Origin of the sequence: Arthrobacter sp. B10-11, assembly GCF_033142195.1 — a bacterium.
Classification (GTDB): domain Bacteria; phylum Actinomycetota; class Actinomycetes; order Actinomycetales; family Micrococcaceae; genus Arthrobacter; species Arthrobacter oryzae_C.
The window spans coordinates 1-23,078 of sequence record NZ_JAWMTH010000007.1 but is presented as its reverse complement, the minus strand read 5'-3'; the positions used below and the strand labels follow the sequence as shown (position 1 = coordinate 23,078).

General features: G+C 67.3%; 22 protein-coding genes. 8 read left to right on the top strand and 14 right to left on the bottom strand.

Features of this window, described 5'->3' with window-relative positions; translation table 11 throughout:
- Position 1 precedes the first annotated feature (1 nt).
- On the bottom strand, positions 2 to 1,552 hold the full coding sequence (locus RW112_RS19030) for a sugar transferase (protein ID WP_317783262.1): 1,551 nt from the start codon (positions 1,550 to 1,552) through the stop codon (positions 2 to 4).
- Between the two features lie 368 nt (positions 1,553 to 1,920).
- Here RW112_RS19030 and RW112_RS19025 point away from each other — a divergent pair, with 368 nt between their 5' ends.
- From RW112_RS19025 to RW112_RS19000, 6 genes are all read left to right on the top strand, one after another.
- Positions 1,921 to 2,775 (top strand): amino acid-binding protein, encoded by an 855-nt coding sequence (locus tag RW112_RS19025; protein ID WP_317783261.1) that lies wholly within the window; start codon positions 1,921 to 1,923, stop codon positions 2,773 to 2,775.
- A 236-nt stretch (positions 2,776 to 3,011) separates the two neighbouring features.
- The gene (locus RW112_RS19020) at positions 3,012 to 4,370 is read left to right on the top strand and encodes an MFS transporter (protein ID WP_317783260.1); all 1,359 of its coding nucleotides are present in this window, start codon (positions 3,012 to 3,014) and stop codon (positions 4,368 to 4,370) included.
- A gap of 83 nt (positions 4,371 to 4,453) precedes the next feature.
- Positions 4,454 to 5,137: a GntR family transcriptional regulator gene (locus RW112_RS19015; RefSeq protein WP_305942827.1), complete on the top strand. Its 684-nt coding sequence runs from the start codon at positions 4,454 to 4,456 to the stop codon at positions 5,135 to 5,137.
- Positions 5,134 to 5,937 (top strand): aspartate/glutamate racemase family protein, encoded by an 804-nt coding sequence (locus RW112_RS19010; protein ID WP_317783259.1) that lies wholly within the window; start codon positions 5,134 to 5,136, stop codon positions 5,935 to 5,937. Before RW112_RS19015 ends, RW112_RS19010 begins: the two co-directional genes overlap by 4 nt.
- A 10-nt stretch (positions 5,938 to 5,947) precedes the next feature.
- The gene (locus tag RW112_RS19005) at positions 5,948 to 7,387 is read left to right on the top strand and encodes an amidohydrolase family protein (protein WP_317783258.1); all 1,440 of its coding nucleotides are present in this window, start codon (positions 5,948 to 5,950) and stop codon (positions 7,385 to 7,387) included.
- An 8-nt stretch (positions 7,388 to 7,395) separates the two neighbouring features.
- Positions 7,396 to 8,127, top strand: a complete 732-nt coding sequence (locus tag RW112_RS19000) for an aspartate/glutamate racemase family protein (RefSeq protein ID WP_317783257.1) — start codon at positions 7,396 to 7,398, stop codon at positions 8,125 to 8,127.
- 21 nt (positions 8,128 to 8,148) lie between these two features.
- Here the strand turns inward: RW112_RS19000 and RW112_RS18995 are convergent, their stop codons facing one another.
- Positions 8,149 to 9,057 carry a diacylglycerol/lipid kinase family protein gene (locus RW112_RS18995; RefSeq protein WP_317783256.1) on the bottom strand — a complete coding sequence of 303 codons (909 nt, stop codon included), beginning with the start codon at positions 9,055 to 9,057 and terminating at the stop codon, positions 8,149 to 8,151.
- A gap of 110 nt (positions 9,058 to 9,167) precedes the next feature.
- Here RW112_RS18995 and RW112_RS18990 point away from each other — a divergent pair, with 110 nt between their 5' ends.
- Positions 9,168 to 9,632: a pyridoxamine 5'-phosphate oxidase family protein gene (locus tag RW112_RS18990; protein ID WP_317783255.1), complete on the top strand. Its 465-nt coding sequence runs from the start codon at positions 9,168 to 9,170 to the stop codon at positions 9,630 to 9,632.
- Positions 9,633 to 9,654: 22 nt separating this feature from the next.
- On the opposite strand, the gene RW112_RS18985 is transcribed toward RW112_RS18990, so the two are convergent.
- The 12 genes from RW112_RS18985 to RW112_RS18930 form a co-directional block, all read right to left on the bottom strand.
- Positions 9,655 to 10,479: an IclR family transcriptional regulator C-terminal domain-containing protein gene (locus RW112_RS18985; protein WP_305942833.1), complete on the bottom strand. Its 825-nt coding sequence runs from the start codon at positions 10,477 to 10,479 to the stop codon at positions 9,655 to 9,657.
- Between the two features lie 169 nt (positions 10,480 to 10,648).
- Positions 10,649 to 11,344 (bottom strand): 3-oxoacid CoA-transferase subunit B, encoded by a 696-nt coding sequence (locus RW112_RS18980; RefSeq protein ID WP_317783254.1) that lies wholly within the window; start codon positions 11,342 to 11,344, stop codon positions 10,649 to 10,651.
- A gap of 1 nt (position 11,345) precedes the next feature.
- Positions 11,346 to 12,020, bottom strand: coding sequence for a 3-oxoacid CoA-transferase subunit A (locus RW112_RS18975; protein WP_317783253.1), 675 nt, complete (start codon positions 12,018 to 12,020; stop codon positions 11,346 to 11,348).
- Positions 12,021 to 12,023: 3 nt separating this feature from the next.
- Positions 12,024 to 13,235, bottom strand: coding sequence for a thiolase family protein (locus RW112_RS18970; RefSeq protein ID WP_317783252.1), 1,212 nt, complete (start codon positions 13,233 to 13,235; stop codon positions 12,024 to 12,026).
- On the bottom strand, positions 13,232 to 13,678 hold the full coding sequence (gene pcaC / locus RW112_RS18965; protein WP_317783389.1) for a 4-carboxymuconolactone decarboxylase: 447 nt from the start codon (positions 13,676 to 13,678) through the stop codon (positions 13,232 to 13,234). Before pcaC ends, RW112_RS18970 begins: the two co-directional genes overlap by 4 nt.
- The gene (locus RW112_RS18960; protein WP_317783251.1) at positions 13,675 to 14,490 is read right to left on the bottom strand and encodes an alpha/beta fold hydrolase; all 816 of its coding nucleotides are present in this window, start codon (positions 14,488 to 14,490) and stop codon (positions 13,675 to 13,677) included. The genes pcaC and RW112_RS18960 overlap by 4 nt, the downstream gene beginning before the upstream one ends.
- On the bottom strand, positions 14,483 to 15,943 hold the full coding sequence (locus RW112_RS18955) for a lyase family protein (RefSeq protein ID WP_317783388.1): 1,461 nt from the start codon (positions 15,941 to 15,943) through the stop codon (positions 14,483 to 14,485). The genes RW112_RS18960 and RW112_RS18955 overlap by 8 nt, the downstream gene beginning before the upstream one ends.
- A gap of 11 nt (positions 15,944 to 15,954) precedes the next feature.
- Positions 15,955 to 16,563 carry a protocatechuate 3,4-dioxygenase subunit alpha gene (gene pcaG, locus RW112_RS18950; protein ID WP_317783250.1) on the bottom strand — a complete coding sequence of 203 codons (609 nt, stop codon included), beginning with the start codon at positions 16,561 to 16,563 and terminating at the stop codon, positions 15,955 to 15,957.
- A gap of 4 nt (positions 16,564 to 16,567) precedes the next feature.
- On the bottom strand, positions 16,568 to 17,473 hold the full coding sequence (gene pcaH, locus RW112_RS18945) for a protocatechuate 3,4-dioxygenase subunit beta (protein ID WP_317783249.1): 906 nt from the start codon (positions 17,471 to 17,473) through the stop codon (positions 16,568 to 16,570).
- Positions 17,474 to 17,522: 49 nt separating this feature from the next.
- A complete protein-coding gene (locus RW112_RS18940; protein ID WP_317783248.1) occupies positions 17,523 to 19,430 on the bottom strand; it encodes a bifunctional sugar phosphate isomerase/epimerase/4-hydroxyphenylpyruvate dioxygenase family protein in 1,908 nt (635 codons plus the stop codon).
- The gene (locus RW112_RS18935) at positions 19,430 to 20,311 is read right to left on the bottom strand and encodes a shikimate dehydrogenase (protein ID WP_317783247.1); all 882 of its coding nucleotides are present in this window, start codon (positions 20,309 to 20,311) and stop codon (positions 19,430 to 19,432) included. The genes RW112_RS18940 and RW112_RS18935 overlap by 1 nt, the downstream gene beginning before the upstream one ends.
- Before the next feature lie 166 nt (positions 20,312 to 20,477).
- Positions 20,478 to 21,335, bottom strand: a complete 858-nt coding sequence (locus tag RW112_RS18930) for an IclR family transcriptional regulator (protein WP_317783246.1) — start codon at positions 21,333 to 21,335, stop codon at positions 20,478 to 20,480.
- A gap of 262 nt (positions 21,336 to 21,597) precedes the next feature.
- Between RW112_RS18930 and RW112_RS18925 the strand changes: the two genes are divergently transcribed.
- The gene (locus RW112_RS18925; protein WP_317783245.1) at positions 21,598 to 22,917 is read left to right on the top strand and encodes an MFS transporter; all 1,320 of its coding nucleotides are present in this window, start codon (positions 21,598 to 21,600) and stop codon (positions 22,915 to 22,917) included.
- Positions 22,918 to 23,078: the final 161 nt, after the last annotated feature.

Genomic DNA, 23,078 nt, shown 5'->3' with positions numbered 1-23,078 from the left:
CTTAATACGCGCCCGAAGGCATGCACATTGCTTTGAAGGTCCGCCACATGATGATGACGTCCCCCATGATCGACCAGTTTTCGACGTAGTAGAGATCGAGGCGCACGGCCTCGTCCCAGGGCAGGTCCGAGCGGCCGTTGACCTGCCAGAGGCCGGTGATGCCCGGCTTGATGAGTAGCCTGCGGTGGGTATGCCGTTCGTAGGCCTCCACTTCGCGCTGCAGCGGAGGCCGTGGTCCCACCAGGCTCATTTCACCGGTGAGGACATTCCAGAACTGCGGCAGTTCATCAAGGGAGTAGCGGCGCATCCAGCGCCCGCAGCTGGTCACGCGCGGATCGTCCCGCATTTTGAACAACGCGCCGGCCCCCTGATTGCCTGCCATGAGGGCGCCGAGCGATGCTTCGGCGTCAGTGACCATGGAACGGAACTTGATCATCCGGAAGGGCCGGCCGGCCTTTCCGACGCGCTCCTGCTTGAAGAACACCGGCCCCGGACCGTTCCGCTTCACGACGACGGCGAGCGCCAGGAACAGCGGCGACAGCAGCACCAGGGCCACCGAAGCGCCCGCGATGTCCAGGAGCCGCTTAAGCACGTGTTTGCCGCCGCTGTACTGCGGGACGTCCACATGCATCAGCGGCAGCCCCTCCACGGGCCGCCAGTGGATCCGCGGGCCGGCAACGTTGGTCAGGGTGGATGCCAGTACCAGTTCAGCGCGGTGCTCTTCCAGCCGCCATCCCAACTCCCGGATGTACTGGTTGCCTCCCGGCACCGGCCCCGCCACGATGACTGCCTCGGCACCGTGCTTTCCCACGGTCCGGACAACGTCGTCGGTGGAGGACAGCACCGGAATCCGGCGTCCGTCGACGTCGAGCATCATGCCCCTGCGGGCTCCCGGCAGGGACACCCCCAGGATTTCGTAGGCCGCGCCGGTCTTCTTGGCGATCCGGCCGAGTACGTAGCGGACATCCTCCGGCTGGCCAATCACGATCGCCTTCACCAGGAACTGGCCGTCGGCCTGCTTCCGGTTGTACCAGCGGCGTGCGAGCCACCGGTTACCCACCAGCGCCAGAAGCCCCAGGGGGAATGACGCCACGTAGAACGCCCATGCCGGTTCCAGCCGGAATACCACCAGGAACACCGCCAGCAGGCCAAAGACCCGTGTAGTGGCAACAGCCACGCGCTTGTATTCGCTGGAACCGACACCCAGGACTTTCGGGTCCCGCGTCCGGTAGAAATGGAGGGCGCCGAGCCACAGCACCACGAGGCCTGCCGCCAGGACGGCGCCCACCGCGTTGTCATGGCTTTCCGCAAAGGAGTGCCCGCCGTCGAACCGGAGCACATATCCGAGAAGCACCGAAAGGACCACCGTCAGGGAGTCGGTCAGGCGCAGGAAACGGGCCAGGTAGCGCGCCCATTCGCGGCCGGACGGCTTGCGTGCGGACGGTTGCCCGTCCGTGCTCTTCGGGGAATGCCCGACGGCGGCAGCGGAACGGGCGGCTGCAGCGGAGCCGACGGCGGATGAACGCGATATGCCCGCAGACGAAATCGCCATTGCCTATCCCCCCCGACCTTTGGTAGGCGGCACCGGTTGATGCCTCCCCCTATACAAGCTGTGGGCCTGTATCCCCGTCACGAGGGCCACCTACCCGGCTTTCAATGCATGCTGTCTGTGCTGCACACGTGTGGTACCCGGACGCCAAGCGGGCCGTCGGGTGGTCATGCTGGAAATTACGTGCACGCCTTAACACCCGGGACACCCGGGACTACGTGGCAGCGCCTGCAGCCGGCGTCCCCGCGAGCCTCTCCGAGCGGCCGGCGTCCGGACGGGCAAGTAGTGCAGAAACCGCGCCAATTCAACGATGCTGGCGTTCGTGACGCGGCCGCAACGCCCCTGAAACAGGGTCCGGACATGATGTGAGTATGAAGCGCAAGGCACAGTCCCCCGAACCGGCCGAGTTGAGCTGCGAGGTTTGCGGCCAGATGCCGGAGCCCACAAAAACACGGCTGACCTTGGCGAACATCGCCGTCATGCTGCCCATCGAGCTGCTGGTGCACGCGGCCGTGGTGGAGACGCATCTCCCCTACGTGGCGAAAGTCCTGGTCCTCACCCTGACCGCCACCGTGCTGGTGATCTGGGTGGCCGAGCCTTCCGCGGCCCGGATGCTGAGGAGCTGGCTTCACGCTCCTGCCCTGCGGCACCGCAAACGGCTGGACACTGCACCGGCCCTGTGGCGTGCGCGCACCGTGCTGCACGACCAGCCCGGCTCACTCCAGAAAATCACGCAGGCGCTTGCCCGGCTGGACACCAATATCCTCAGCATCCACCTACATCCGGTGGCAGGCGGCGTGCTCGACGAGTTCGTCCTGTCAGCTCCCGGGAACCTGGGCGAACGTGAACTGGTGGATGCCCTGCGCGCCGGCGGCGGCAGACACCCCCACGTCTGGCCCACCACGGCCCTGGCAATGGCGGACGGTCAGACCAAGGCGCTGAGCCTGGCAGCACGGATTGCCGGCAACCCGGATGAGCTTCCCCTGGCCGTCGCGGAGCTGTTGTCGGCCAGGATTGTTCCCGAGGCCGTTGAGGGCCGCCAGGAAGCTCCGGCCTCGGCCGACGCCGGAACGGTACTCAAGATCCCTACGGCCTGGCACGGCCCAATCACCTTCTACCGGCCGGGCGAGCCGTTCACTCCGGCGGAATCGGCGCGGGCGCACCGGCTGGCCGAACTCGCGGAGATCCTGGCGCACGCGCCTGAGGCCGGCAGTCACAATCGGTAAATAGGCGGTCCGGGCGGGTGTCGTCCGAAAAACCTTGACAGTGGCGGGGGTCACTTCTATCTTTGATTTTGGGATCCCAAATCGGGATCCCAAAAATGATCATCCTCCCGGCTGCTGGCGCCACCCATGGCGTATCCCCGGATCCAGCACGGGAGTGCAAGGCCTCCGCCCGAACCAGGCCGCGGCCGGCCCAGAGTCTTACCCCTGCCCGCAATCTTCCCCGTGAAGGAGAAGCTGTGTCTCTTCCAAGCACCCAGACATCATCCACCGGACCCTCCGCACCCGAGGGCCAAACAGACCAGACCGGCAAGGACGGCGTGCAACGGCGCACCAACGTCCGCTGGAAGCTCTTCCTCCTGCTCCTCGTCCTCGTGGCCGTCAACTACATTGACCGGGGATCCATCTCGGTGGCGCTCCCCATCATCCAAAAGGAATTCAACCTCGCCCCGGAACTCGTGGGCCTCCTGCTCTCCGCGTTCTTCTGGACCTACGCCCTGATGCAGATCCCCGTCGGCTGGCTGATCGACAAGTTCGGCCCACGCAAGGTCATGACAGCCTCCTGCGTCGGCTGGGGAGCTGCAACTGCAGCCTCCGGACTGGCCGGCGGCTTCCTGAGCATGTTCATCGCCCGCCTCGGCATCGGCGTCACCGAAGCCGGCGTCATGCCCGCCGGCGGCAAGCTCAACGCCATCTGGATGCACAAATCCGAACGTGGCCGCGGCGCCACCATCCTTGACGCCGGAGCTCCCCTGGGCGCCGGGCTCGGCGGCATCCTGATTGCCGGCCTGATCGCCTCCACCGGCAGCTGGCGCACGGCCTTCATCATCGCCGGCGCCGCCACCGTGCTCATGGGCCTCGCCGTCTGGTGGTACGTCCGGGACAACCCGCGCCAGCACCGCGCCGTCAACGCTGCCGAGGCCGAATACATCGAGGCCTCCCATGCCGCCGAGGATGCCGAAGCCGAACTGGACGGCAGCAAAGGCAAGCGCGCCCTGCTCCCGTACCTGAAGTTCCGCTCCTTCTGGGCCATGTGCTTCGGCTGGCTGGGCTTCAACGGCGTCTTCTACGGCCTGCTCACCTGGGGACCGCTGTACCTCGCCCAGGCCAAGGGTTTCGACCTGAAGACCATCGGCTGGTCCACCTTCGTGATCTTCGGCGCCGGCTTCGTCGGTGAAATCCTCGGCGGCACCATCGCCGACAAGTGGCGGGCGGCCGGCGCCTCGGCCAACCGCGTCATGCGGACGCTGCTGGGCATCTCCAGCGTCGTCGTGATCGGCGGCCTCATCGGGGTGACCGTCGTCGCTGACCCGACCACCGCCGTCGTACTCCTCTCCGTGGTGATGTTCTTCCTCCGCTGGGTGGGCCTCTTCTGGAGCATTCCCTCCATCCTGGGCGGCCGGACCAACGCCGGCGTCCTCGGCGGGGCGATGAACTTCAGCGGCAACATCTCCGGCTTCGTGACTCCCATTGCTGTCGGCCTGATCGTGGGCGCCACCGGCTCCTACACCTGGGCGCTGCTGTACTTCGTCGGGTCCGCGATCATCATGGGCGTGTCCGTTCTCCTGCTGGATTACAACAAGCGCCTGCCCGTCTAGGCCACCGGCCCTAAGCTAGGCACCGCAGCACCTCCTCCCGGCGCCGGGAGCGCACCACCCCTCAAGAACCCGAATGGAGCACCATGCTTGCCGCAGAAGAAACCCAGGACAAGGAACGCCCCCTCCGCGAGACTGTCCGGGACACACTCCGCACCAGGATCTTTGAAGGGCACTACGCTCCCGGCACCCGGCTGGTGGAACGCGACCTGGCAGCGGAATTCAACGTCTCGCGGCTCCCCGTCCGGGAGGCCCTCAGGATGCTTCGCCAGGAAGGACTCCTCAGCGACCGGGGCGCCCGCGGCGCCGAAGTCAGCACCCTCAGCCCCAAGGACGTGGAGGATCTCTTCGATGTCCGCCAGTCCCTGGAGGTGCTGGCCTGCCGGCTCGCCGCCGTCCGGGCCACCGCCGAGGACCTCAGCTACCTCGACGGACTGCTGGACGAGGCGGAACGCTGCCTCGCGAAAGGCGCCGTCATGGAGGCCCACCGCGCCAACAGCGAATTCCACGACGCCATCACCAGGATCGCGGACAACGGCTTCCTCAGGTCCGCCCTGGAGCCGCTGCAGGGCCGCATGCACTGGCTGTTCCGCCACGTGAGCGACCTGCCCGAACTGATCCAGGAGCACCGCGAACTCTACGCCGCCATCGCCAGCGGCGATCCGGACCGCGCCGCCGCCCAGTCGGCGTCGCACATCGGCAAATACCGCGAACAGTTCCCGGACGACTTCCAGAAAACAGAACCCTCCCTTCACCGGAAGAAAAAATGAAACTCCTCGTCATCAACCCCAATATCAGCGACGACGTCACGGCGCTGATCGAATCGGAAGCCCTGCGCTCCGCCTCGCCGGGCACCGAACTGGTGGTCCGCACCGCCGGGCACGGCGTCGAATACATCGAAACCCGCTTTGAGTCCCTGATCGCAGCCGGCGCCGTGGCCGAGGTGATCGCCGAATACACTGCGGCACCCGTCGACGGCGCATCCATCGACGGCGTCGTCGTGGCGGCCTTCGGGGATCCCGGCATGCCGGCCCTGAAGGAACTCACGGACGTCCCCGTCATCGGCATCACGGAAGCCGCGCTGTGCGCCGCCGCCCTGCAGGGGCACCGTTTCTCGATCATCGCCATTTCGGACCGGATCCGGCCCTGGTACCTCGACTGCGTGGAGCGCTTCGGGCTCAGCGGACGGCTCGCCTCCATCCGCTCCATCAACGAGAGCCTCAACGCCATCGGCTCCGTGCAGCAGGACTTCAAGGAAACGCTGCTGGCACTCAGCCGGCAGGCCGTCGCGGAGGACGGTGCCGACGTCGTCATCCTCGCCGGAGCACCCCTCGCCGGGCTGGCCCGCGAACTCCGGGGCCACATCCCGGTTCCGGTGGTGGACGGCATCTCCGCCGGCATCCGCATGGCGGAGGCCGTCGTCGGACTTCAGTCCGGACCCCACCGCGCGGGTGCCTTCGCGGCGCCGCCCATGAAAGCCCGCAAGGGCCTCTCCGAAAACCTCGACGCCGCCCTGGCCGCCGCACAGTCTGCACAAACCGCTTCAACGAGCGCCGTTTCAACGAACTAGGAGGACAAGGATGTCCCGCATTCCCGATCTCGTCATCGCCCACGGCACCGTGGTCAACAGCTCCGGCCGCAGGAACGCCCACGTAGTGGTCCGCGACGGCCGCATCGAACAGCTCGTCGACGCTGCCGAACCCGTCCCCGCCGCTGCCCGCACCATCGACGCCGCGGGCCGGCTGGTCATTCCCGGCGGCGTGGACGGCCACTGCCACGTGGCCCAGGTGACCGGCCGCTTCCGCACCCTGGACGACTACCGCACCACCTCCACCGCCGCGCTCTGGGGCGGCACCACCACGATCATCGACTTCGGCATTCCCCGCGACGCCCAGGAAACCCCGCTGGCGGCGGTCCTGCACAAGAAGGAACTGGCGCAGGAGTCCCGCTGCGACGTCGCCCTGCACGGCTCAGTGGTGAGCTGGGACGAGACCGTTCCGTGGCAGCTGGAGCAGCTCGCCGCCGAGGGTGTGCGCTCCGTGAAGATGTACACCACCAACCGCGGCACCACCATGGCGGACGGGGACACCATCCTGAAGGTGATGCGCGAGATGGTCAGGCTGGACGGCCTCACCTACATCCACGCCGAACACGACCCCATCATCAGCGACTGCACGCAGCAGCACGCCGACGACGGCAGGATCGGGATCGAGCACCTGCACCGGACCCGTCCCGAGCTGGCCGAGGAAATTTCCGTCAAGGAAACCCTGGCCATGGCCGAGTACACCAAGGCTCCGGTCTACTTCGTGCACCAGTCCACGCCCGGCGCCGTCGACCTGGTCACCGAGGCACGGGCCCGCGGCCAGGAAGCCTACTCCGAGACCTGCCCGCACTACCTCACCCTCGATGACAGGGTATACGGCTCCGCGTTCCCCGAGTGGTACGCCTGCTGCCCGCCCATGCGCAGCCCCGAAACAGTCGCCGCGCTCAAGGAACGGCTGACCGACGGCGCCATCCACACAGTTTCCTCGGACCACTCCTGCTATGACCTGTCCCAGAAACGCGAACGCAGGGACGACATCCGCGCCATGCCTCACGGCCTGCCCGGCGTGGAAACCCGGATGCCGGTCACCTTCACGGCCATGGCGTCCGCCGGCAGTTCGGTGGAGGACTTCGTGGAAGTCTTCGCCGCCGGGCCGGCCCGCATCAACGCGGTGCCCGGCAAGGGATCCATCGCCGAGGGCTTCGACGCCGACCTGGTGATCTTCAATCCCGCCGAGGAACGGACGGTCGACGGCGGCGCGCTGCACATGGGAACTGATTTCTCGCCTTTCGACGGCCGGGCACTCACCGGCTGGCCCGCCGTCGTGGTGTCCGCCGGGCGCGTTGTGCTCGACGGCGGCGGCTTCCACGATCCCGGCGCCGTGGGGCGCTTCGTGGCCCGGAACGGCTTCCGCGAACATCTGGCGTCCGGCGCCGGGTCCACTGCCACTCCCGCAACCCTTTCCACAGCCAAGTAGGAGCATCCATGCCTTCCGCAGCACGCAAGACCCGCATCGGCATGATCGTGCCGTCCTCGAATACCTGCCTGGAGCCGCAGAGCTACCGCATCCTGGGCGACCGGGACGACGTCACCATCCATTTCACCAGGATCCCCGTCACCCGGATCGCGTTGGACCGCTCCTCCGACAAGCAGTTTGATCCCGCCGTCATGCGGGCCGCCGCCGAGCAACTGGCGACGGCCGATGTGGATGTCATCGCCTGGAACGGCACGTCCGGGTCCTGGCTCGGCGCGGACCACGACCGCGAACTGGTCCGGGAAATCGTGGACGCGACGGGCGGCATTCCGGCCACCACGTCCACGCTCGCCTACCTGGCGGCCTTTGAGTCCTTCGGCACGGAGCGGATCGGCCTTTTCACCCCGTACACGGAGGACGTCAACCGCGCCGTCATGGCCTCCTACGAGCGGGACGGTATCAAGACCATCGACCACCGGGCACTGGGACTCAGCGACAACGAGTCATTCGGCCGGGTCACGGACGACGAAATGCGGCCGGGCTCGCTGGAGCTCGCAGCAGCCCGCCCGGATGCCCTGATCTACCTCTGCACCAACCTGTACGGTGCCAATATCGCGGCGGAGATCGAGGAGGAAACCGGCGTTCCTGTGCTGGATTCCGTGGCTGTGACGCTGTGGCACTGCCTCAAACTGGCCGGGTCTCCCCTGCTCGCGCCGAAGTGGGGCAGGCTGCTGGCCGGGTAGGGCACTGCGAGCAGGGAGGATCTACATGCGCAGGGTCAGCGCTGCGGGTTCGATGGTCATCCGGACGTGCTTGCCTTCGCCCTCGTGATCTCCGTCCAGCTGGTAGTCATCGTTGTGTTCCAGCGTTACCTCCACCGTTTTTCCCTGGAAGTACTCCACGGAGGTGTCCTTGTTCCGGCCCTTGCCGATGATGCCGGCCAGCACGGAAAGCCAGCCCAGGCGGCCATGGTGGGGAGCGAGCACGGCGACGTCCATCAGGCCGTCGTCCACCTTGGCGTCGGGGAAGATTTCAAGGCCGCCCTGGACCTTGCCGCAGTTGCCGATCATCACGCTGCGGACTCCACGGCGGACCACGGTCTTGCCGTCAATCACGACGGTGGCCTTCACCGGCTTGCCCGGCAGGTTCCGGATGCCGGCGTCCACGTAGGCCAGCCATCCCACTTTGTCCTTGAGGTCCTCGTTGGTGTCCGCCATGATGGTGGCGTCGTAGCCCACGCCCGCCATCACCAGGAAGAGCTGTTCCTTGTCCGGATCGCTCCGGACCGCGCGCACAACGTCGATTTTGCGCTCCGTACCTGCCAGGGCGCCGGCCATGGCACCGTCAAAGTCGGTGACGTCCATGCCCAGGTTACGGGCCAGGAGGTTGCCTGTACCGAACGGAAGCAACCCCATCGGCACGTCACCGCCTGACAGGACCTCAGCGACGCACCGCACGGTACCGTCACCGCCGGCGGCAATCACCATGTCCGCACCCTGTTCGAGTGCTTCCCTGGCCTGTCCGACGCCGGGATCCTCCTTGGTGGTCTCCAGCCAGATGGGTTCGCCCCAACCGTTCTCCGCACAGTGCTTGGCCGCCAGGGCGCGCACGTCAACGTCCACCGGCTTGGCAGGATTGATGATGATGGCCGCGCGCTTATTGTTCTGGGTCATGACGTCCTTCGCAGGCAGATTGTCCGGGGATTCCCCCAAAGTGAAGCGTAACTGAAATCAGGGTCTTACTGCCTTGCCGCAACGCGGACCTGACGCCTAGGCTCAGCACCATGAACACCTCTGGGCCGGGGCCGGAAACAGCCGCACTTACCGTCCGTGAATGCTGGCAGTACCTTCGCTCCGCCTCCGTGGGACGGCTGGCCGTGATCAGCAATGGCAAGCCGGAAATCTTCCCGGTGAACTACCTGCCCGATGAAGGCACGGTGATCTTCCGGACGGGACCCGGAACCAAGCTGGACGCCGTGCTGTCCGGGGAATCGGTGGTTCTCGAAGCCGACGGGCTGAACGTATACGGGACCATCGCGTGGAGCGTGGTGGTCAAGGGGGCGGCTCAGGCGGTGCAGCCCGGTGAGGACGCCCCTGCCGAGACGCCGTCGCCCTGGCAGGAAGGGGCGAAGGACATCCTGGTGCGGATCACGCCCACCGAAGTGAGCGGGCGCCGGTTTGTCATCGGTCCGCCCACCAAGTGGTGGCCGCCCGTGGAGCCGATCACCCTTCACGGGAAGCAGGACTGAGCCTGCGGGCTTTGCCGGGCGCTCAGTGCTTGGCTGAGAGGTCCGCGGATATCAGCCGGGCCGTCTCCACAGTTTCCTTCTGCACCATCTCCAAGTAGGCCTTGGGATCCGGCTTGGTGGCCACGGACTGGGCCTGCAGCGACACGTTGATGGCTGCCACCACCTTTGTGGGGCCGTGGTAGACCGGCGCAGCGATGGACATCAGGCCAAGTTCGAGCTCCTGGTCCAGCAGGCACCAGCCCTGCGCGCGGACCACGTCCAGGGCGGCAACCAGGTCTTTCCGGGTGCCGATGGCCCGGGGCGTGAGCGGCTTGATTTCAGCCTCATCGAGGTATTTCTGCAACGCGGCCGGCGGAAGGGCAGCGAGCAGCACGCGGCCCATGGACGTGGCGTAGGCCGGGAACCGCGTCCCCACCGTGATGCCGATATTCATGATCCGGCGGGTGGTGACGCGCGCGATGTAGGCAATGTCCTTCCCGTCCAGGACAGCGGCTGACGTCGACTCGCCCAGCCGCAGCGAAAGCTCCTCAAGGTGCGGCTGGGCCAGCTGGGGCAGCGACAGGCCGGACAGGTAGGCGTAGCCGAGCTGGAGCACCTGGGCCGTGAGGGCGAAGGTTTTCCCGTCGGTGCGGACATAGCCCAGTTCCACGAGGGTGTGCAGGAATCGGCGGGCGGTGGCGCGGGTCAGGTCGGTGCGTGCCGCCACCTCGGTGAGGGTCATCACCGGATGGTCGGTGTCGAAAGCCCGGATCACGGCCAGCCCGCGGGCCAGGGACTGCACGTACTGGTCACTCGCCTGGGGCGCAGAGGAGGGCCTGGGCGCGGTCTCTGCTGCTGCGTCGGTCATGGTTACTAATCCTATTAGCCTCCGCCGTCCCCCGAGCGCGAACGGACACTTCCGGCCCCGGCGGGTGAGCGCGAACGGACACTTCCGGCCCGGCGGGTGAGCGCGAACGGACACTTCCGGCCCCGGCGGCGTGGGGCTTAAGTGTCCGTTCGCGCTGTGGGCGTGGCCGTTAGCGTTCGACGGCGGGGGCTGCTGTGAGGGGGACCGGCACCAGGGCCTGGAGCTCCTCGAGGGTGCAGCCGAACGTTTCGCGCACCTGGACGCCGCCGGGGCCCGTGAGGAACACCGCCTTGTCCGTGTACACGCGGGTCACGCAGCCCACGCCGGTGAGCGGGTAGGTGCAGGCTTCCACGATCTTGGACGCACCGTCGCGGGTCAGGAGCGTCATCATCACAAAGACGTCCTTGGCGCCGGTGGCCAGGTCCATTGCGCCGCCCACGGCGGGGATGGCGTCCGGTGCCCCGGTGTGCCAGTTGGCGAGGTCGCCGGTGGCCGAGACCTGGAACGCGCCGAGCACGCAGATGTCCAGGTGCCCGCCGCGCATAATGGCGAACGAGTCGGCGTGGTGGAAGTAGGACGCTCCCGGCAGTTCGGTGACGGGGATCTTGCCGGCGTTGATGAGGTCCTCATCAATCGCGTCGCCCTTGGCTTCCGGGCCCATGCCGAGCATGCCGTTCTCGGTGTGGAGCGTGATGTTCTGCTCCGGCTCGAGGTAGTTGGACACCAGGGTGGGCTGGCCGATGCCAAGGTTCACGAACGAACCGGGTTTGATGTCGCGGGCCACCAGGCGGGCCAGGTCGTCGCGGCCCAGGGTCGTGTCGCTGGTCTGGACCGCGCCGGTCTCGCTGCTTGTCTGTGCGCTCATGTCAGGCCACCTTCACTGAGTTGACGCGAACAATGCTGTTCACGTAGATGCCGGGGGTCACGACGTTCTCGGGGTCGAGGCCGCCGGTGGGGACAATCTCGGAGACCTGGACGATGGTGTGTTTCGCCGCGGCCGCCATGATGGGGCCGAAGTTCCGGGCGGTCTTGCGGTACACCAGGTTGCCGACACCGTCCGCCTTGAGTGCCTTGATGAGCGCGACGTCGGCGTGGATGGGGGTCTCGAACACCTGGCCGCGGCCGTCCAGGATGCGGGTTTCCTTGCCCTCGGCCAGCATGGTGCCGTAGCCGGTGGGGGTGAAGAAGCCGCCGATGCCCGCGCCGGCGGCACGGATGCGCTCCGCCAGGTTGCCCTGCGGGACGAGTTCCAGTTCAATCTCGCCGGCCTTGTACTTGGCGTCGAAGTGCCATGAGTCGGACTGCCGCGGGAAGGAGCAGATCATCTTCTTCACCCGGCCTTCCTTGATGAGCAAGGCCAGGCCCTGGTCACCCTGGCCGGCGTTGTTGTTCACCACGGTGAGCTCGCGGGCGCCGCAGTCCAGCAGTGCATCGATCAGCTCGAACGGCTGGCCGGCGTTGCCGAACCCGCCGATCATCACGGTGGAACCGTCCTTGATGCCGGCGACGGCCTCGCCGACGGTGTCAATGAAATTCAGCATTGCTTATGCCTTTCCTGTGTTGGTTCCGGCAGCGGTCATGTTTTCGAGGACGACGGCGAGGCCCTGGCCGACGCCGATGCAGATCGCGGCGACGCCCCAGCGTTCACCGGAGGCCTGCAGGGACCGGGCCAGGGTGCCCAGGATCCGGCCGCCGGAGGCGCCGAGCGGGTGGCCCATCGCGATCGCGCCGCCGTGCCGGTTCACAATCTCGTGGTCGATCCCCCAGGCGTTGATGCACGCCAGGGACTGCGCGGCGAACGCCTCGTTAAGTTCGACGGCGCCCACCTGCTCCCAGCTGATGCCCGCCTTCGCGAGGGCCTTGTTCGCAGCCTCCACCGGCGCGTACCCGAAATACTGCGGATCGTTCGCGTGCGCACCCCGGCCCGCGATCCGGGCCAAAGGTTCCATCCCCAGGATCCCGGCGGCGTTCTCCGAACCGATCCACGCCGCGGACGCGCCATCGGAGAGCGGGGACGCGTTCCCGGCCGTGACCGTGCCGTTCTCGGCACGGAACACCGTCTTCAACCCCGCAAGCTTCTCCGCCGAGGACCCCGCCCGGATGCCTTCATCGCGGACCAGGTCCGTGCCCGGCACCGGAGCCACCAGGTTGTCATAGAACCCCTCGTCCCACGCCGCGGCGGCCAGGTTGTGCGAGTTCGCCGAGAACTCATCCTGCTGCTCACGCGTCACGCCGTACTTCCCGGCCAAACGCTCGGTGGCTTCGCCCAGGGAGATGGTCCAGTCCTTCGGCATCGCCTTGTTCACCAGCCGCCAGCCCAGCGTGGTCGAGGCCAGGTTCAAGTCCCCGGCCGGGTAGGGCTTCTCCGTCTTCGGCAGCACCCACGGAGCCCTCGACATCGACTCCGCCCCGCCGATCAGCATCAGCTCAGCGTCCCCCGCGTTGACCTGCCGGGACGCGATGATCGCCGCATCCAGCGACGACCCGCAAAGCCGGTTGACCGTGGTGCCCGGGATCGAAACCGGCAACCCGGCCAGCAGCGTGCCCATCCGGGCCACGTTCCGGTTCTCCTCCCCGGCGCCGTTCGCGTTGCCGAACACCACCTCGTCAATCCGCTCCGGATCCAAACCGGGAGCACGCTTCACGATCTCACCGATCACATGCGCCGCAAGGTCATCCGGACGCACGGCAGCGAGACCCGAGCCGAACTTACCGAACGGGGTGCGCACGGCGTCGTACACAAAAGCCTGATTCATGAGGTTGCATCCATTTCTTTAAAAACCTGTTGCGCTGTCTTGAAGGCGGTGTTCGCGGAGGGAACTCCGCAGTAGATGGCGGTCTGCAGCAGGATTTCCTTGATGTCATCCCTGCTCAGGCCGTTGGTGATGGCTGCGCGGATGTGCATGGCCAGTTCTTCCCAGTGCCCGTGCGCCACCATTGCGGTGATGGTGACGGCGGAACGCATCTGCCGGGTCAGGCCCGGCCGCGTCCAGATGCCGCCCCACGCAATGCGGGTGATCATGTCCTGGAAATCCTCGGTGAACGAGTCCTTGTTGGCGTTGGCGCGGTCAACGTGCGCGGCGCCGAGCACCTCGCGGCGGACCACCATGCCGCCGTCGTAGATTTCCTTGCTGGTGGCGTCCGGCTGGACAACGCCGTTCCGTTCGGCGCCTGCGCGCTGTGCCCCTGCGCCGCTCATTTCCCGCCCGCCGATTCGGTCCACGAGATGAGGTTCCTGAGCAGGTCTGCCACGTGCCCGGGTGCCTCGAACGGGGCCAGGTGGGCCACACCGCTCAGGGTCACTGCGTTGGCGGTTCCCCCGCCGGCGGTGATGCCGTCCACGATTTCCTGGGCGAACGACGGCGGCGCAACACCGTCTTCCGCGCCGGCAACAGCCTGGGTGGGAACCCGGATGCTGCCCAGCTCTGCCCGGACGTCGAAGCCGGCCAGCGCCTCGCAGCAGAACGCGTAGCTGAAGCGGTCGGCGTCGCGCAGGGAGTGCAGCAGCCGGCTGCTGAGCTCGGGCTCGCGTTCCATGAATCCGGGCGCGAACCAGCGCTGCGCCGACCCCTGGATCATCACCGCGGTGCCCTGGGTGCGGACGTTTTCGGCCCGTTCCAGCCAGCCTTCGGGGGTGCCCAGCTTGGCGCCGGAGCACTGCACGGAGAGGCTCTTGAGCCGTTCGCCGTGCTTGATGCCCAGCTGCAGCCCGGTGGCTCCGCCAAGGGACACGCCTGCGTAGTGGAACCGCTCGCCCGGGGCGATGGAATCGACAAGTTCGACGACGGCGTCAGCCAGTTCGGCGACGTCGAACGTTTCCTTCGCGGCCGGTGAGACGCCATGGCCGGGCAGGTCCCAGGCGACGACGTCAAAGTCGTTACCCAGCAGTGCGCCGGCCTGCGTCCACAGCACCGAGGACGTCCCCAGTGACGGCCCCACCACCAGCAGGGGCTTGTCCCCCAGCGGGCGCTGGGGGGAGAGCAGTACTGCCTTGACTGTTGGTCTAGCCACGGGGGCCTCCGTTCGGGTCTGTTTCGGTGGGGGTGCGCGCAAAGTCGGGGAAGGCGGCGAGGACGCGGCGGGAAATTTCGCCGGCCTGCCCCAGGTAGCTCGCCGGGTCCAGGAGTTCTTCCAGCCGTTCGTCGGGAAGGGCACTGACCGGGACCGCTTCGCGCAGGAGCCGGCGGTACGTGGCGGCTTTCTCCGCGGGCGGAGCCTGGAGGGTCCGGTCCACCACGTCCTGGAGCTGCTGCTTGCCGCTGTGGCCGTCCCGCTCTGCGAGCAGCGGCGCCACGGCGGCGGACACTCCTTCGCTGAGCAGCAGCGGCCCGGACAGTTCCAGGTTGCGCCGCATGGCCGCGGGGAAGACCTGCAGGCCCTCGGCGAGCTCGCGCAGGTGCCCGGCCGAGCCGAGCGCCAGGCGGAGCAGCTGCCGGAAGGCGGGCCATTCGCTGTGCCAGGCGCCGTCCGGGCGTTCATCGTTGAAGTTGGCCGCCGCCAGGTGCAGCTGCGCGGCCAGGTTCGGGGCCTGCAGCGCAGCGCTGCGTACCAGGACGGACAACACGGGATTCTGCTTCTGCGGCATGGCCGAGGACACCCCGCGCCCGGCGGCCCGGGGTTCGCCGAGCTCGCCCACTTCCGGCCGGCTGAGGAACAGCACGTCGCTGGCGATCTTGCCCAGGGCATCCGTCACCGCAGTCAGCGCATCGCCGAGCGCCGTGACGGCCAGCCGGTTGGTGTGCCACGGCCCCGGTGCGGCCGCCAGGCCAAGGTGCGCGGCCAGGTTCCCCGCAAGGTCGAACGGCGTGTCCACCGAGTCCCGGGTCAGCACGGTCGCGGCGGCAAGCGTTCCCGCGGCGCCGCCGGTCTGCAGCGGCAGCTCGACAGCTTCCAGGCGCCGCGCGGCAGCGGCCAGTCCGTGGAACCACTGCGCCGCTTTGAGCCCGAACGTAAACGGCAGCGAATGCTGGGTCAGGCTCCTGCCCACGCACAGCGTGTCCGCGTGCTGCTCCGCAAGGGCCGCCAGCGCCGTCGTGCTCCCGCGAAGGTCAAGGAGCAGCGCTGACACCGCGTTCCCGGCCAGGAGCATCAGCGCCGAGTCCAGCACATCCTGGCTGGTCAGCGAAGTGTGCACGGCACGCAGTGCACCAACACCGCCGGCACCCACGCCGTCCGTGTCCAGGGCCTTGACCTCGGCGCGGAGGTCGGCCAGCAGCGGGATGACCGGGTTGGCACCGCCCTGCGCACGCACGGCGATGCCCGCCACGTCATAGCGGTCCACGTCCGCGGCGGCATCCACGACGGCGGCAGAGCCGGCCGGCGCGAGGCCCGCCTTCTCCAGCACCGAAGCCCAGCCGGCCTCGACGGCGAGGATCGCCGCAAGGACCGCCCGGTCCCCCGTCAGCGCCGCCACAGCAGGCGACGCCGACACGGGGCTGAGAAGGCCGACGTCGCCGTCGGACACGTGGAAACCGTTCACTGTGCGGCGCCCCCGGCAGCTGCACCTTCGGGACGCCCTGAACCCTCGAAGTCGAGGAACACGGTTTCGCCCTCGCCCTGAAGCCGGATGTCCCAGGTGAGGCCGCCGTCCGCATCGCGGCGCGCAATCAGCGTGCTGCGGCGTTCGGGGTCCAGGGAGGAGAGCAGCGGATCGGCTGCCAGGGCTTCCTTGTTCTCCGGCAGGTACACCCGGGTGAAGAGGCGGTTCATCAGGCCGCGGGCAAACACGGCCACGGAGATGAACGGTGCTGCGCCGGGCCCGGTGGGGCCGGGATTCACCGTGGTGAACGTGTACACGCCGGTGTTGCCCACGGCGCTGCGGCCGAAGCCGGTGAACGTGTAGCCGTCCCGGACCAGCGAACCGGTCCGGTGCACCACGTTTCCATCGGAATCCGGCTGCCAGATTTCCAGGATCGCGTCCGGAATGGGGTGCCCGGCGCCGTCGTACACAGTGCCCTGCAGGCGGATGGAGCCCGGCGAACCCGGAGCCAGCAGTTCACGGTCCTTGTCGTACGGGAGGGCGTAGCCGTAGAAGGGGCCTACGGTCTGGCCGGGTGTGGGGGTCAGCTTCGTGGGGTTGCTCATCCGACTACTCCTCGTCTCCTTCTGTGCCGAAGGCTTCATTTTCAGTCCAGGTCCGCTTGGAGCCCGTCAGGACAATGTCCCAGTTGTAGCCGATCGCCCACTCAGGCTTGGTGAGGTCGTGGTCGTAGGTGGCCACCAGGCGGTCCCGGGCATCCTGGTCCACGATGGACTGGTAGATCGGGTCCAGCGGGAAGAGCTGGTCACCGGGGAAGTACATCTGGGTGACGATGCGCTGGGTGAATTCCTGCCCGAACAGGGAGAAGTGGATGTGCGCCGGCCGCCAGGCGTTGAGGTGGTTCTTCCACGGGTACGCGCCGGGCTTGATGGTGGTGAAGCTGTAGGAGCCGTCGGCGCCGGTGATGCAGCGGCCCACGCCGGTGAAGTTGGGGTCGAGCGGGGCAGGGTGCTGGTCCCGTTTGTGGATGTAGCGGCCGGCCGAGTTGGCCTGCCAGATCTCCACGAGCTGTCCGGCCACGGGACGGCCGTCGCCATCGAGCACGCGGCCGGAGACCAGGATGCGTTCGCCCAGGGGTTCACCGTTGTGCTGGATGGTCAGGTCCGATTCCAGTGCGTGCACGTCCATGTGACCGAAGGCCGGCGAGTACAGCTCGATGGTCTCCGGATCCGCGTGATGCAGGTCCTTGGTCGGGTGGCGCAGGACGCTGCTGCGGTACGGGGCGTAGTCCAGCCGGGGCTGGATTTCCGCTGGCGCGCCGTCCTTGAGCGCCTTCGCATACGCTTCGCCGATCGACTTCATCTCGGCGCTGAGGTCCGCCTGCGATTCCGCAGCGGCATCAAGCGGCGCATAGGTCTTGGGTGCGGCTTCGGTTCCGGCCTGGGGCGCCGCGTCCGACACGTCTTCGGTGATCGGGTCGGCGTTGAAAATCTCAAGGTTGATGTCTTCAGGCACAGCAGCCTCCTTTCAATTGTTGGTGTTGGTTGTGGTGTGGTTGGTCTGGTCAGGTCGAGCGGCTCAGCTGGTGCAGGTGGTCGTACTGGACGGCGTGCCGCACCGGCGCGTTGGGCGCGCCGTAGCCGTCGTAACCGCCGCGGCGTTCCACCATTTCGAAGAACACACTGCCCACGGTGGCGGTGTAGAAGTGCAGGAACTCGCCGTCGGCATCGCGGTCGTACAGCAGGTTCAGGTCCCGGAGGGTGGCCAGGAAGGCGGGGTCCAGGTCGAACCGCGCGTCCAGGTCCTCGTAGTAGTTGGCCGGGATCCGCAGGAAATCCAGTCCGCGGTCGCGGGCGGCGCGGGCCGTCTCCACAAGGTCGTCCACGGCGAAGGCGATGTGCTCCTGGTACGTCTTCCGGTGGGCGGTTCCGGCCTCCGCGCCGTCCTGCTGGATCACGGGGGCAAGGTTCAGCACCAGGCGCACGGCGCGGTCCGCCGTCAGCATCACCTGGGAGCGGACCAGTCCGCTGGGGCTGGGCACCTCGGCGAACGGTTGCGGTTCGAGGGCCAGGGCGCTGGTGTAGAAAAGGACGGCTTCATCAAAGTGCTGCCATGGCTGCGCAAGGTTCACATGGTCGATCACCGCATTGCGGCCGCCGGCGGCCGGTACTTCCAGCCCCTCGCCAAACTCGCGGGTCCAGGCCGCGGTGCCGTCCGGGCTGCCCTGGCAGAGGAAGATCTCGGTGGAGTCCGGCGCGGCGAAGCCCTGGAACACTTCCTCGTTGGCCTGGCTCTTGCGGGGCACGGCGGGCGCTTTGAGCTGCTGGGCGCGGGCGGCGGCAATCACGGGCGAATCGACGTCGAAGCCGAGGGCGGCAATCGCGGGTGAAGAGTCCCCGGCATCCACCGCCGCCTCGTTGATGATCACGCGCGCGTGGCCCATGCTCCACAATTGCACGTCTTTGGTGCGGTGTCTGCCGTTGAATTCGAATCCCAGCTGGCCCAGCACCGTCTCGAGCCCTGCGGTGTCAGCGGCTTTGACTTCGGCGAAGTTGAAGCCTGCCGGTTCGGCCACCTGCGGGAGGGTGGCCAGTTCCATGGGATAACGACGGCGGCCGGGGGCGGCAGCGCCGTCAGTAGGTGCCGCGTTCGCACCCAGCCACTTGGCGCTCTGCTCCTCCAGCCAGATCAGCGACCGCATGGCGTCCACGGCGGTGCGGTCGACGTCGGACTGGCGGAAGACGTCATTGAAGACCTCCAGCGAGACCGGCCCGGTGTACCCGGCCCGGACCACATGGCCCATGAACTTGGCGAGCTCAAACTGGCCTTCGCCCGGAAACACTCGGTAGTGGCGGCTCCAGGACAGGACGTCCATGGACAGCTTCGGGGCGTCGGCCACCTGGACGAAGAAGATCTTGTCCGCGCGGAACGCTTCGATGGGCGCGGTGTCCCAGTCGCGGGAAAGGATGTGGAAGGAGTCCAGGCAGGTGCCCAGGTTCGGATGGTCCACGGCTTCCACCAGGCGGTGGGCGTGCTCGTAGTCATTGACGTACTTGCCCCAGGCCAGCGCCTCGTAGGCCACCTTCACGCCATGGTCCCCGGCGAGTGCGGCCAGCCGTCCCAGCTGTTCTACGCGCAGGGCGTCGTCATCGATCGTGGCCGTGCCGACGTTGGAGCAGACCAGGATCGTGTCCATGCCCAGGCGGGACATCAGCTTGAACTTGGCTTCCGCGCGGCGGAGGTTGGCCGCGAGGAGGTCGTCGGGAACGCTGTCGAAATCGCGGAACGGCTGGTAGAGGTCCAGCGTCAGGCCCAGGTCAGAGGCCATCTTCCGGACGTCCTCCGGGCTCAGTGAGGACGTGACCAGGTCCTGCTCGAAGATTTCGATCCCGTCAAAGCCGGCAATGGCGCAGGCGTGCATTTTTTCCCTCAGCGTGCCGGACAGGCACACAGTGGCGATTCCGGTGCGCATCAGGCAGCCACCTCTTCGGCAGCCACGAGTTCCAGGAAGTGGGAGCGCATGCGGTCGGCGTCCGCTTCCAGCCCCGTGAAAATCCTGAAGGCATCGGCCGCCTGGCCCACGGCCATGCGGCCGCCGTCCAGCACCTCGCAGCCCTTGGCACGGGCTTCGCGGACCAGTTCGGTCTCGATCGGGCGGTAGACAATGTCCGCCACCCAGTGACGGGATTCGAGCAGGGAGAGGTCCAGCGGCACGCCCGGGTGCGCGGCCATGCCCACGGGGGTGCAGTGCACCAGGCCGTCGGCGAGGGGCATCAGCTGCGGCAGCTCCGCCGTCGTGCGTCCCACAACGGTGCTGTCCGGGAAGAACCCGGCCAGTTCCGCGGCGCGCGCGGCGCAGCGGTCCGCATCCGTATCCACAAGGTCGAGGTGGCGGACGCCGGCGGTGAGCAGGGCGTAGGCGACGGCGGAACCGGCGCCGCCGGCACCCAGTTGGACCACGCGGTCCAGCTTGGCCCCGGGGAGGCCCGAGGCAAGGGCGGCAGCGAAGCCGGAGAAGTCCGTGTTGTGGCCGATGAAGCGGCCGTCCCGGATGGTCACCGTGTTCACCGCTCCAAGGCGGCGGGCATCCGGGGAAATTTCGTCAAGGTGGTCCAGGACCAGCTGCTTGCACGGGTGGGTGATGTTCAGCCCGTTGAAGCCCAGGCGGTGGGCGCTCTTCAGGAGCTCGCCCACGGATTCACCCGGGAGGCCCAGCTCCAGCAGGTCGATGGGGCGGTAGAGGTACCGCAGGCCCTGCACGTCGCCTTCGCGTTCGTGCATGTGGGGCGTGAGCGACGGCATCACGCCATCGCCTACGAGGCCCACCAGAAAGGACTCTGCTCGATTGCTCATCCGTTTAGCTCCTTTGACAACGGCACTCGGCTTGCCGGGACGCACTGGGCGCCGGCTGCTCGCCGGGTGATAGGGATTACAGTACAGGAAAAGTTCACATGTTGCACTACTGTTCTTATCGCGAACAAATTACGACGACGGCGCATGGTTCCGCGAGCGGCGCACCTCATCGCTGCGGCAGCCTCGCTGCCAGCTCCGCGGCGGCTTCCTGCAGCACGGGAACAAGGGCCACCAGGTCGTCCAGGCCGAGCCGGAAGACCGGAACGGCCGTGGCCAGGGAGGCGAAGGCGTACCCCTGGGCATTGAAGACGGGAACGGCCACGGCGCGCATGCCCAGCTCGTTCTCCTCGTCCATGACGGCGTAGCCCCGGCGGCGGACCTGGTCGATCTCGGCCCGGAAGGCCTCCCGGTCCGTGATGGAAAATTCCGTCAGCGGGTCAAGCGGCAGCTCCTCCACCAGGCGCTTCCGCTCGGCATCCTCGGCGAAAGCCACCAGGGCCTTGCCCACCGACGTGGTGTGCAGTGCGCCGAGGTGCCCCGGATCGCTCGTCACACGGAACGTCTGCGGCCCGTCCACCTTATTGACCGTGAGGTGATGGTTGCCGTCCCGGACGGAGAGGATGGTGGCCTCCCCGGTTTTCTCGGTGACCCGGCGAAGGATGGGCAGCGCGGTGCCGGCGAATCCATGGTGGTTGGATACCCGCTGGCCCAGCTGGAAGACGCGCAGGCCCAGGTGGTAGCGGCGGCCGTCCGGCTCGTAGTCCACAAAACCGTCCCGCGTGAGCGAGCCAAGCAGGCGGTAGGTGGTGCTGAACGGCAGCTCCGCGCGGCGGGATAACTCCGCAGCACTGGCTCCGCGTGGTTCATCGCCCAGCAGGACAAGCAGGCCCAGCGCCTTGCCCACCATGTCCGTGCGGGAGTCTTCCTTGGTCGCCTTGGGCGCCTTGGCTGTTGCGGTTCCCCCGTCCGCCGCAGCAGCGACTCGTCCGGCGGCTTCCAGCCCTGTGTCTTGATTCACACTCATACCTTGATGTTGCCACATTGTGAGAGCTATTTCTAGATAGTGATTATTTTTCTTGACAAGTGACAGTCCTCACAGCCATCATTGCTATATCGCACAAGTAGCTCCCACCATGTGGCTACTCGTCCGGGTCTTTACACGGACCACCAGCCGCCGCCGGCAAGGGCCAACCATCAAGGCCTTGGCCGGGGTTTCCAGAAACGAAGCGCGGCAGCTGCGAAAATCCTGATCCATCCGCGACAATGTCGTCACACAAAGGAACACCATGAGCCAGACACTCCCGTCCACGACGCCGGGCACCGTTGCACCGGCCGGGACCCCGAAGAAGGCAGCCCTCGCCAGCTTCCTGGGAAGCGCCGTCGAGTACTACGACTTCTTCATCTTCGGTTCCGCCGCAGCGCTGATCTTCCCGCACGTGTTTTTCCCCAATGCTGATGCCAACGCCGCCATCATGTCCTTCGCCACGTTCGGCTTCGCCTATGTGGCCCGCCCGGTGGGCGCGGTCATCCTGGGCCACTTCGGCGACCGTGTGGGCCGGCAGAAGGTCCTCATGTTCACCCTGGTGCTGATGGGAGCCTCCACCTTCCTCATCGGCTGCCTCCCCGACTTCAACACGGTGGGCTGGTGGGCTCCGGCCCTGCTGGTACTCGCACGCCTCTGCCAGGGCCTCTCCGCCGCCGGCGAGCAGGCCGGCGCCTCCTCGATGACCCTGGAACACGCACCGGACAACCGCCGTTCGTTCTTCACGTCCTGGACCCTCACCGGCACCCAGGGCGGCCAGATCCTCGCCGCCCTCGTCTTCATCCCCGTGCTCGCGCTGCCCGACGAGATCAAGTACGGCATCGGCTGGCGCGTCCCGTTCTGGCTCAGCGCCGTGGTGGTCCTGGTGGCCTTCTTCATCCGCCGCACGCTGCACGAACCGCCGGCATTCGCCGAAGCCCAGAAGTCCGCCACCATCTCCAAGCTCCCGGTTGCCGACCTCCTGAAGCACCACTGGCGCGACGTCCTCCGCGTCGTAGCCTGCGCCTTCATCGCCGCAGTCTCCACCGTGTTCGGCACCCTGGCCATCAGCTACGCCAAGACCGTGGCCGGCGTGGACGGCACCACCACCCTCTGGCTCGTAGTCGGCGCCAACTTCGTGGCCCTCGGCACCCAGCCGCTGTTCGGCATGCTGGCGGACAAGATCGGCCGCAAGCCCGTCTTCATCTACGGCGCCGTGGCCAGTGCCATCCTGACGCCGGTCTTCCTGCTCAGCCTCGAGTCCGGCAGCGTACCGCTGATGTTCGCGGCGGCCATTGGTTTCTTCTCCTTCGGCTACGCCGCCTCCAACGCCGTCTGGCCGTCCTTCTACGCCGAGATGTTCAGCACCAAGGTGCGGTTCTCCGGCCTGGCCATCGGTACCCAGCTCGGCTTCCTGATGGCCGGCTTCGCCCCGGCGATCGTGGCTGCCATGGGCGGCATCAAGCCCGGCGGCTGGGTCCAGATCAGCATCTTCACGGCAGTCATCTGCAGCGTTGCGGCGATCTCCGCCCTCACGGCCAAGGAATCCTTCAAGACTCCCACCCGCGAGCTCGGCCTCAAGTAAACGCGCAATATACGACGGCGGCCCGTCCCCTCCCGGGCGGGTTCCAGCGGTCGTTGCAACACCCAGATTTTATGGGAGTTGCAACGACCGTGTCGTCTTTAACGGAGAAGCCCGCTGGGCGGCGGAGATATACGCAGGAACAGAAGGAACAGTTCTTTGCA

Excerpts from the sequence above, each read along its gene's own strand:
- RW112_RS19015 (WP_305942827.1), top strand. The coding sequence starts at position 4,454 with ATGCTTGCCGCAGAAGAAACCCAGGACAAGGAACGCCCCCTCCGCGAG.
- RW112_RS18975 (WP_317783253.1), bottom strand. The coding sequence starts at position 12,020 with ATGCTGAATTTCATTGACACCGTCGGCGAGGCCGTCGCCGGCATCAAG.
- RW112_RS18930 (WP_317783246.1), bottom strand. The coding sequence starts at position 21,335 with ATGAGTGTGAATCAAGACACAGGGCTGGAAGCCGCCGGACGAGTCGCT.
- RW112_RS19030 (WP_317783262.1), bottom strand. The coding sequence starts at position 1,552 with ATGGCGATTTCGTCTGCGGGCATATCGCGTTCATCCGCCGTCGGCTCC.
- RW112_RS18990 (WP_317783255.1), top strand. The coding sequence starts at position 9,168 with ATGAACACCTCTGGGCCGGGGCCGGAAACAGCCGCACTTACCGTCCGT.
- RW112_RS18995 (WP_317783256.1), bottom strand. The coding sequence starts at position 9,057 with ATGACCCAGAACAATAAGCGCGCGGCCATCATCATCAATCCTGCCAAG.
- RW112_RS19025 (WP_317783261.1), top strand. The coding sequence starts at position 1,921 with ATGAAGCGCAAGGCACAGTCCCCCGAACCGGCCGAGTTGAGCTGCGAG.
- RW112_RS19010 (WP_317783259.1), top strand. The coding sequence starts at position 5,134 with ATGAAACTCCTCGTCATCAACCCCAATATCAGCGACGACGTCACGGCG.
- RW112_RS18980 (WP_317783254.1), bottom strand. The coding sequence starts at position 11,344 with ATGAGCGCACAGACAAGCAGCGAGACCGGCGCGGTCCAGACCAGCGAC.
- pcaG (WP_317783250.1), bottom strand. The coding sequence starts at position 16,563 with ATGAGCAACCCCACGAAGCTGACCCCCACACCCGGCCAGACCGTAGGC.
- pcaC (WP_317783389.1), bottom strand. The coding sequence starts at position 13,678 with ATGAGCGGCGCAGGGGCACAGCGCGCAGGCGCCGAACGGAACGGCGTT.
- RW112_RS19005 (WP_317783258.1), top strand. The coding sequence starts at position 5,948 with ATGTCCCGCATTCCCGATCTCGTCATCGCCCACGGCACCGTGGTCAAC.
- RW112_RS18940 (WP_317783248.1), bottom strand. The coding sequence starts at position 19,430 with ATGCGCACCGGAATCGCCACTGTGTGCCTGTCCGGCACGCTGAGGGAA.
- RW112_RS18970 (WP_317783252.1), bottom strand. The coding sequence starts at position 13,235 with ATGAATCAGGCTTTTGTGTACGACGCCGTGCGCACCCCGTTCGGTAAG.
- RW112_RS19000 (WP_317783257.1), top strand. The coding sequence starts at position 7,396 with ATGCCTTCCGCAGCACGCAAGACCCGCATCGGCATGATCGTGCCGTCC.
- RW112_RS18935 (WP_317783247.1), bottom strand. The coding sequence starts at position 20,311 with ATGAGCAATCGAGCAGAGTCCTTTCTGGTGGGCCTCGTAGGCGATGGC.
- RW112_RS18925 (WP_317783245.1), top strand. The coding sequence starts at position 21,598 with ATGAGCCAGACACTCCCGTCCACGACGCCGGGCACCGTTGCACCGGCC.
- RW112_RS18985 (WP_305942833.1), bottom strand. The coding sequence starts at position 10,479 with ATGACCGACGCAGCAGCAGAGACCGCGCCCAGGCCCTCCTCTGCGCCC.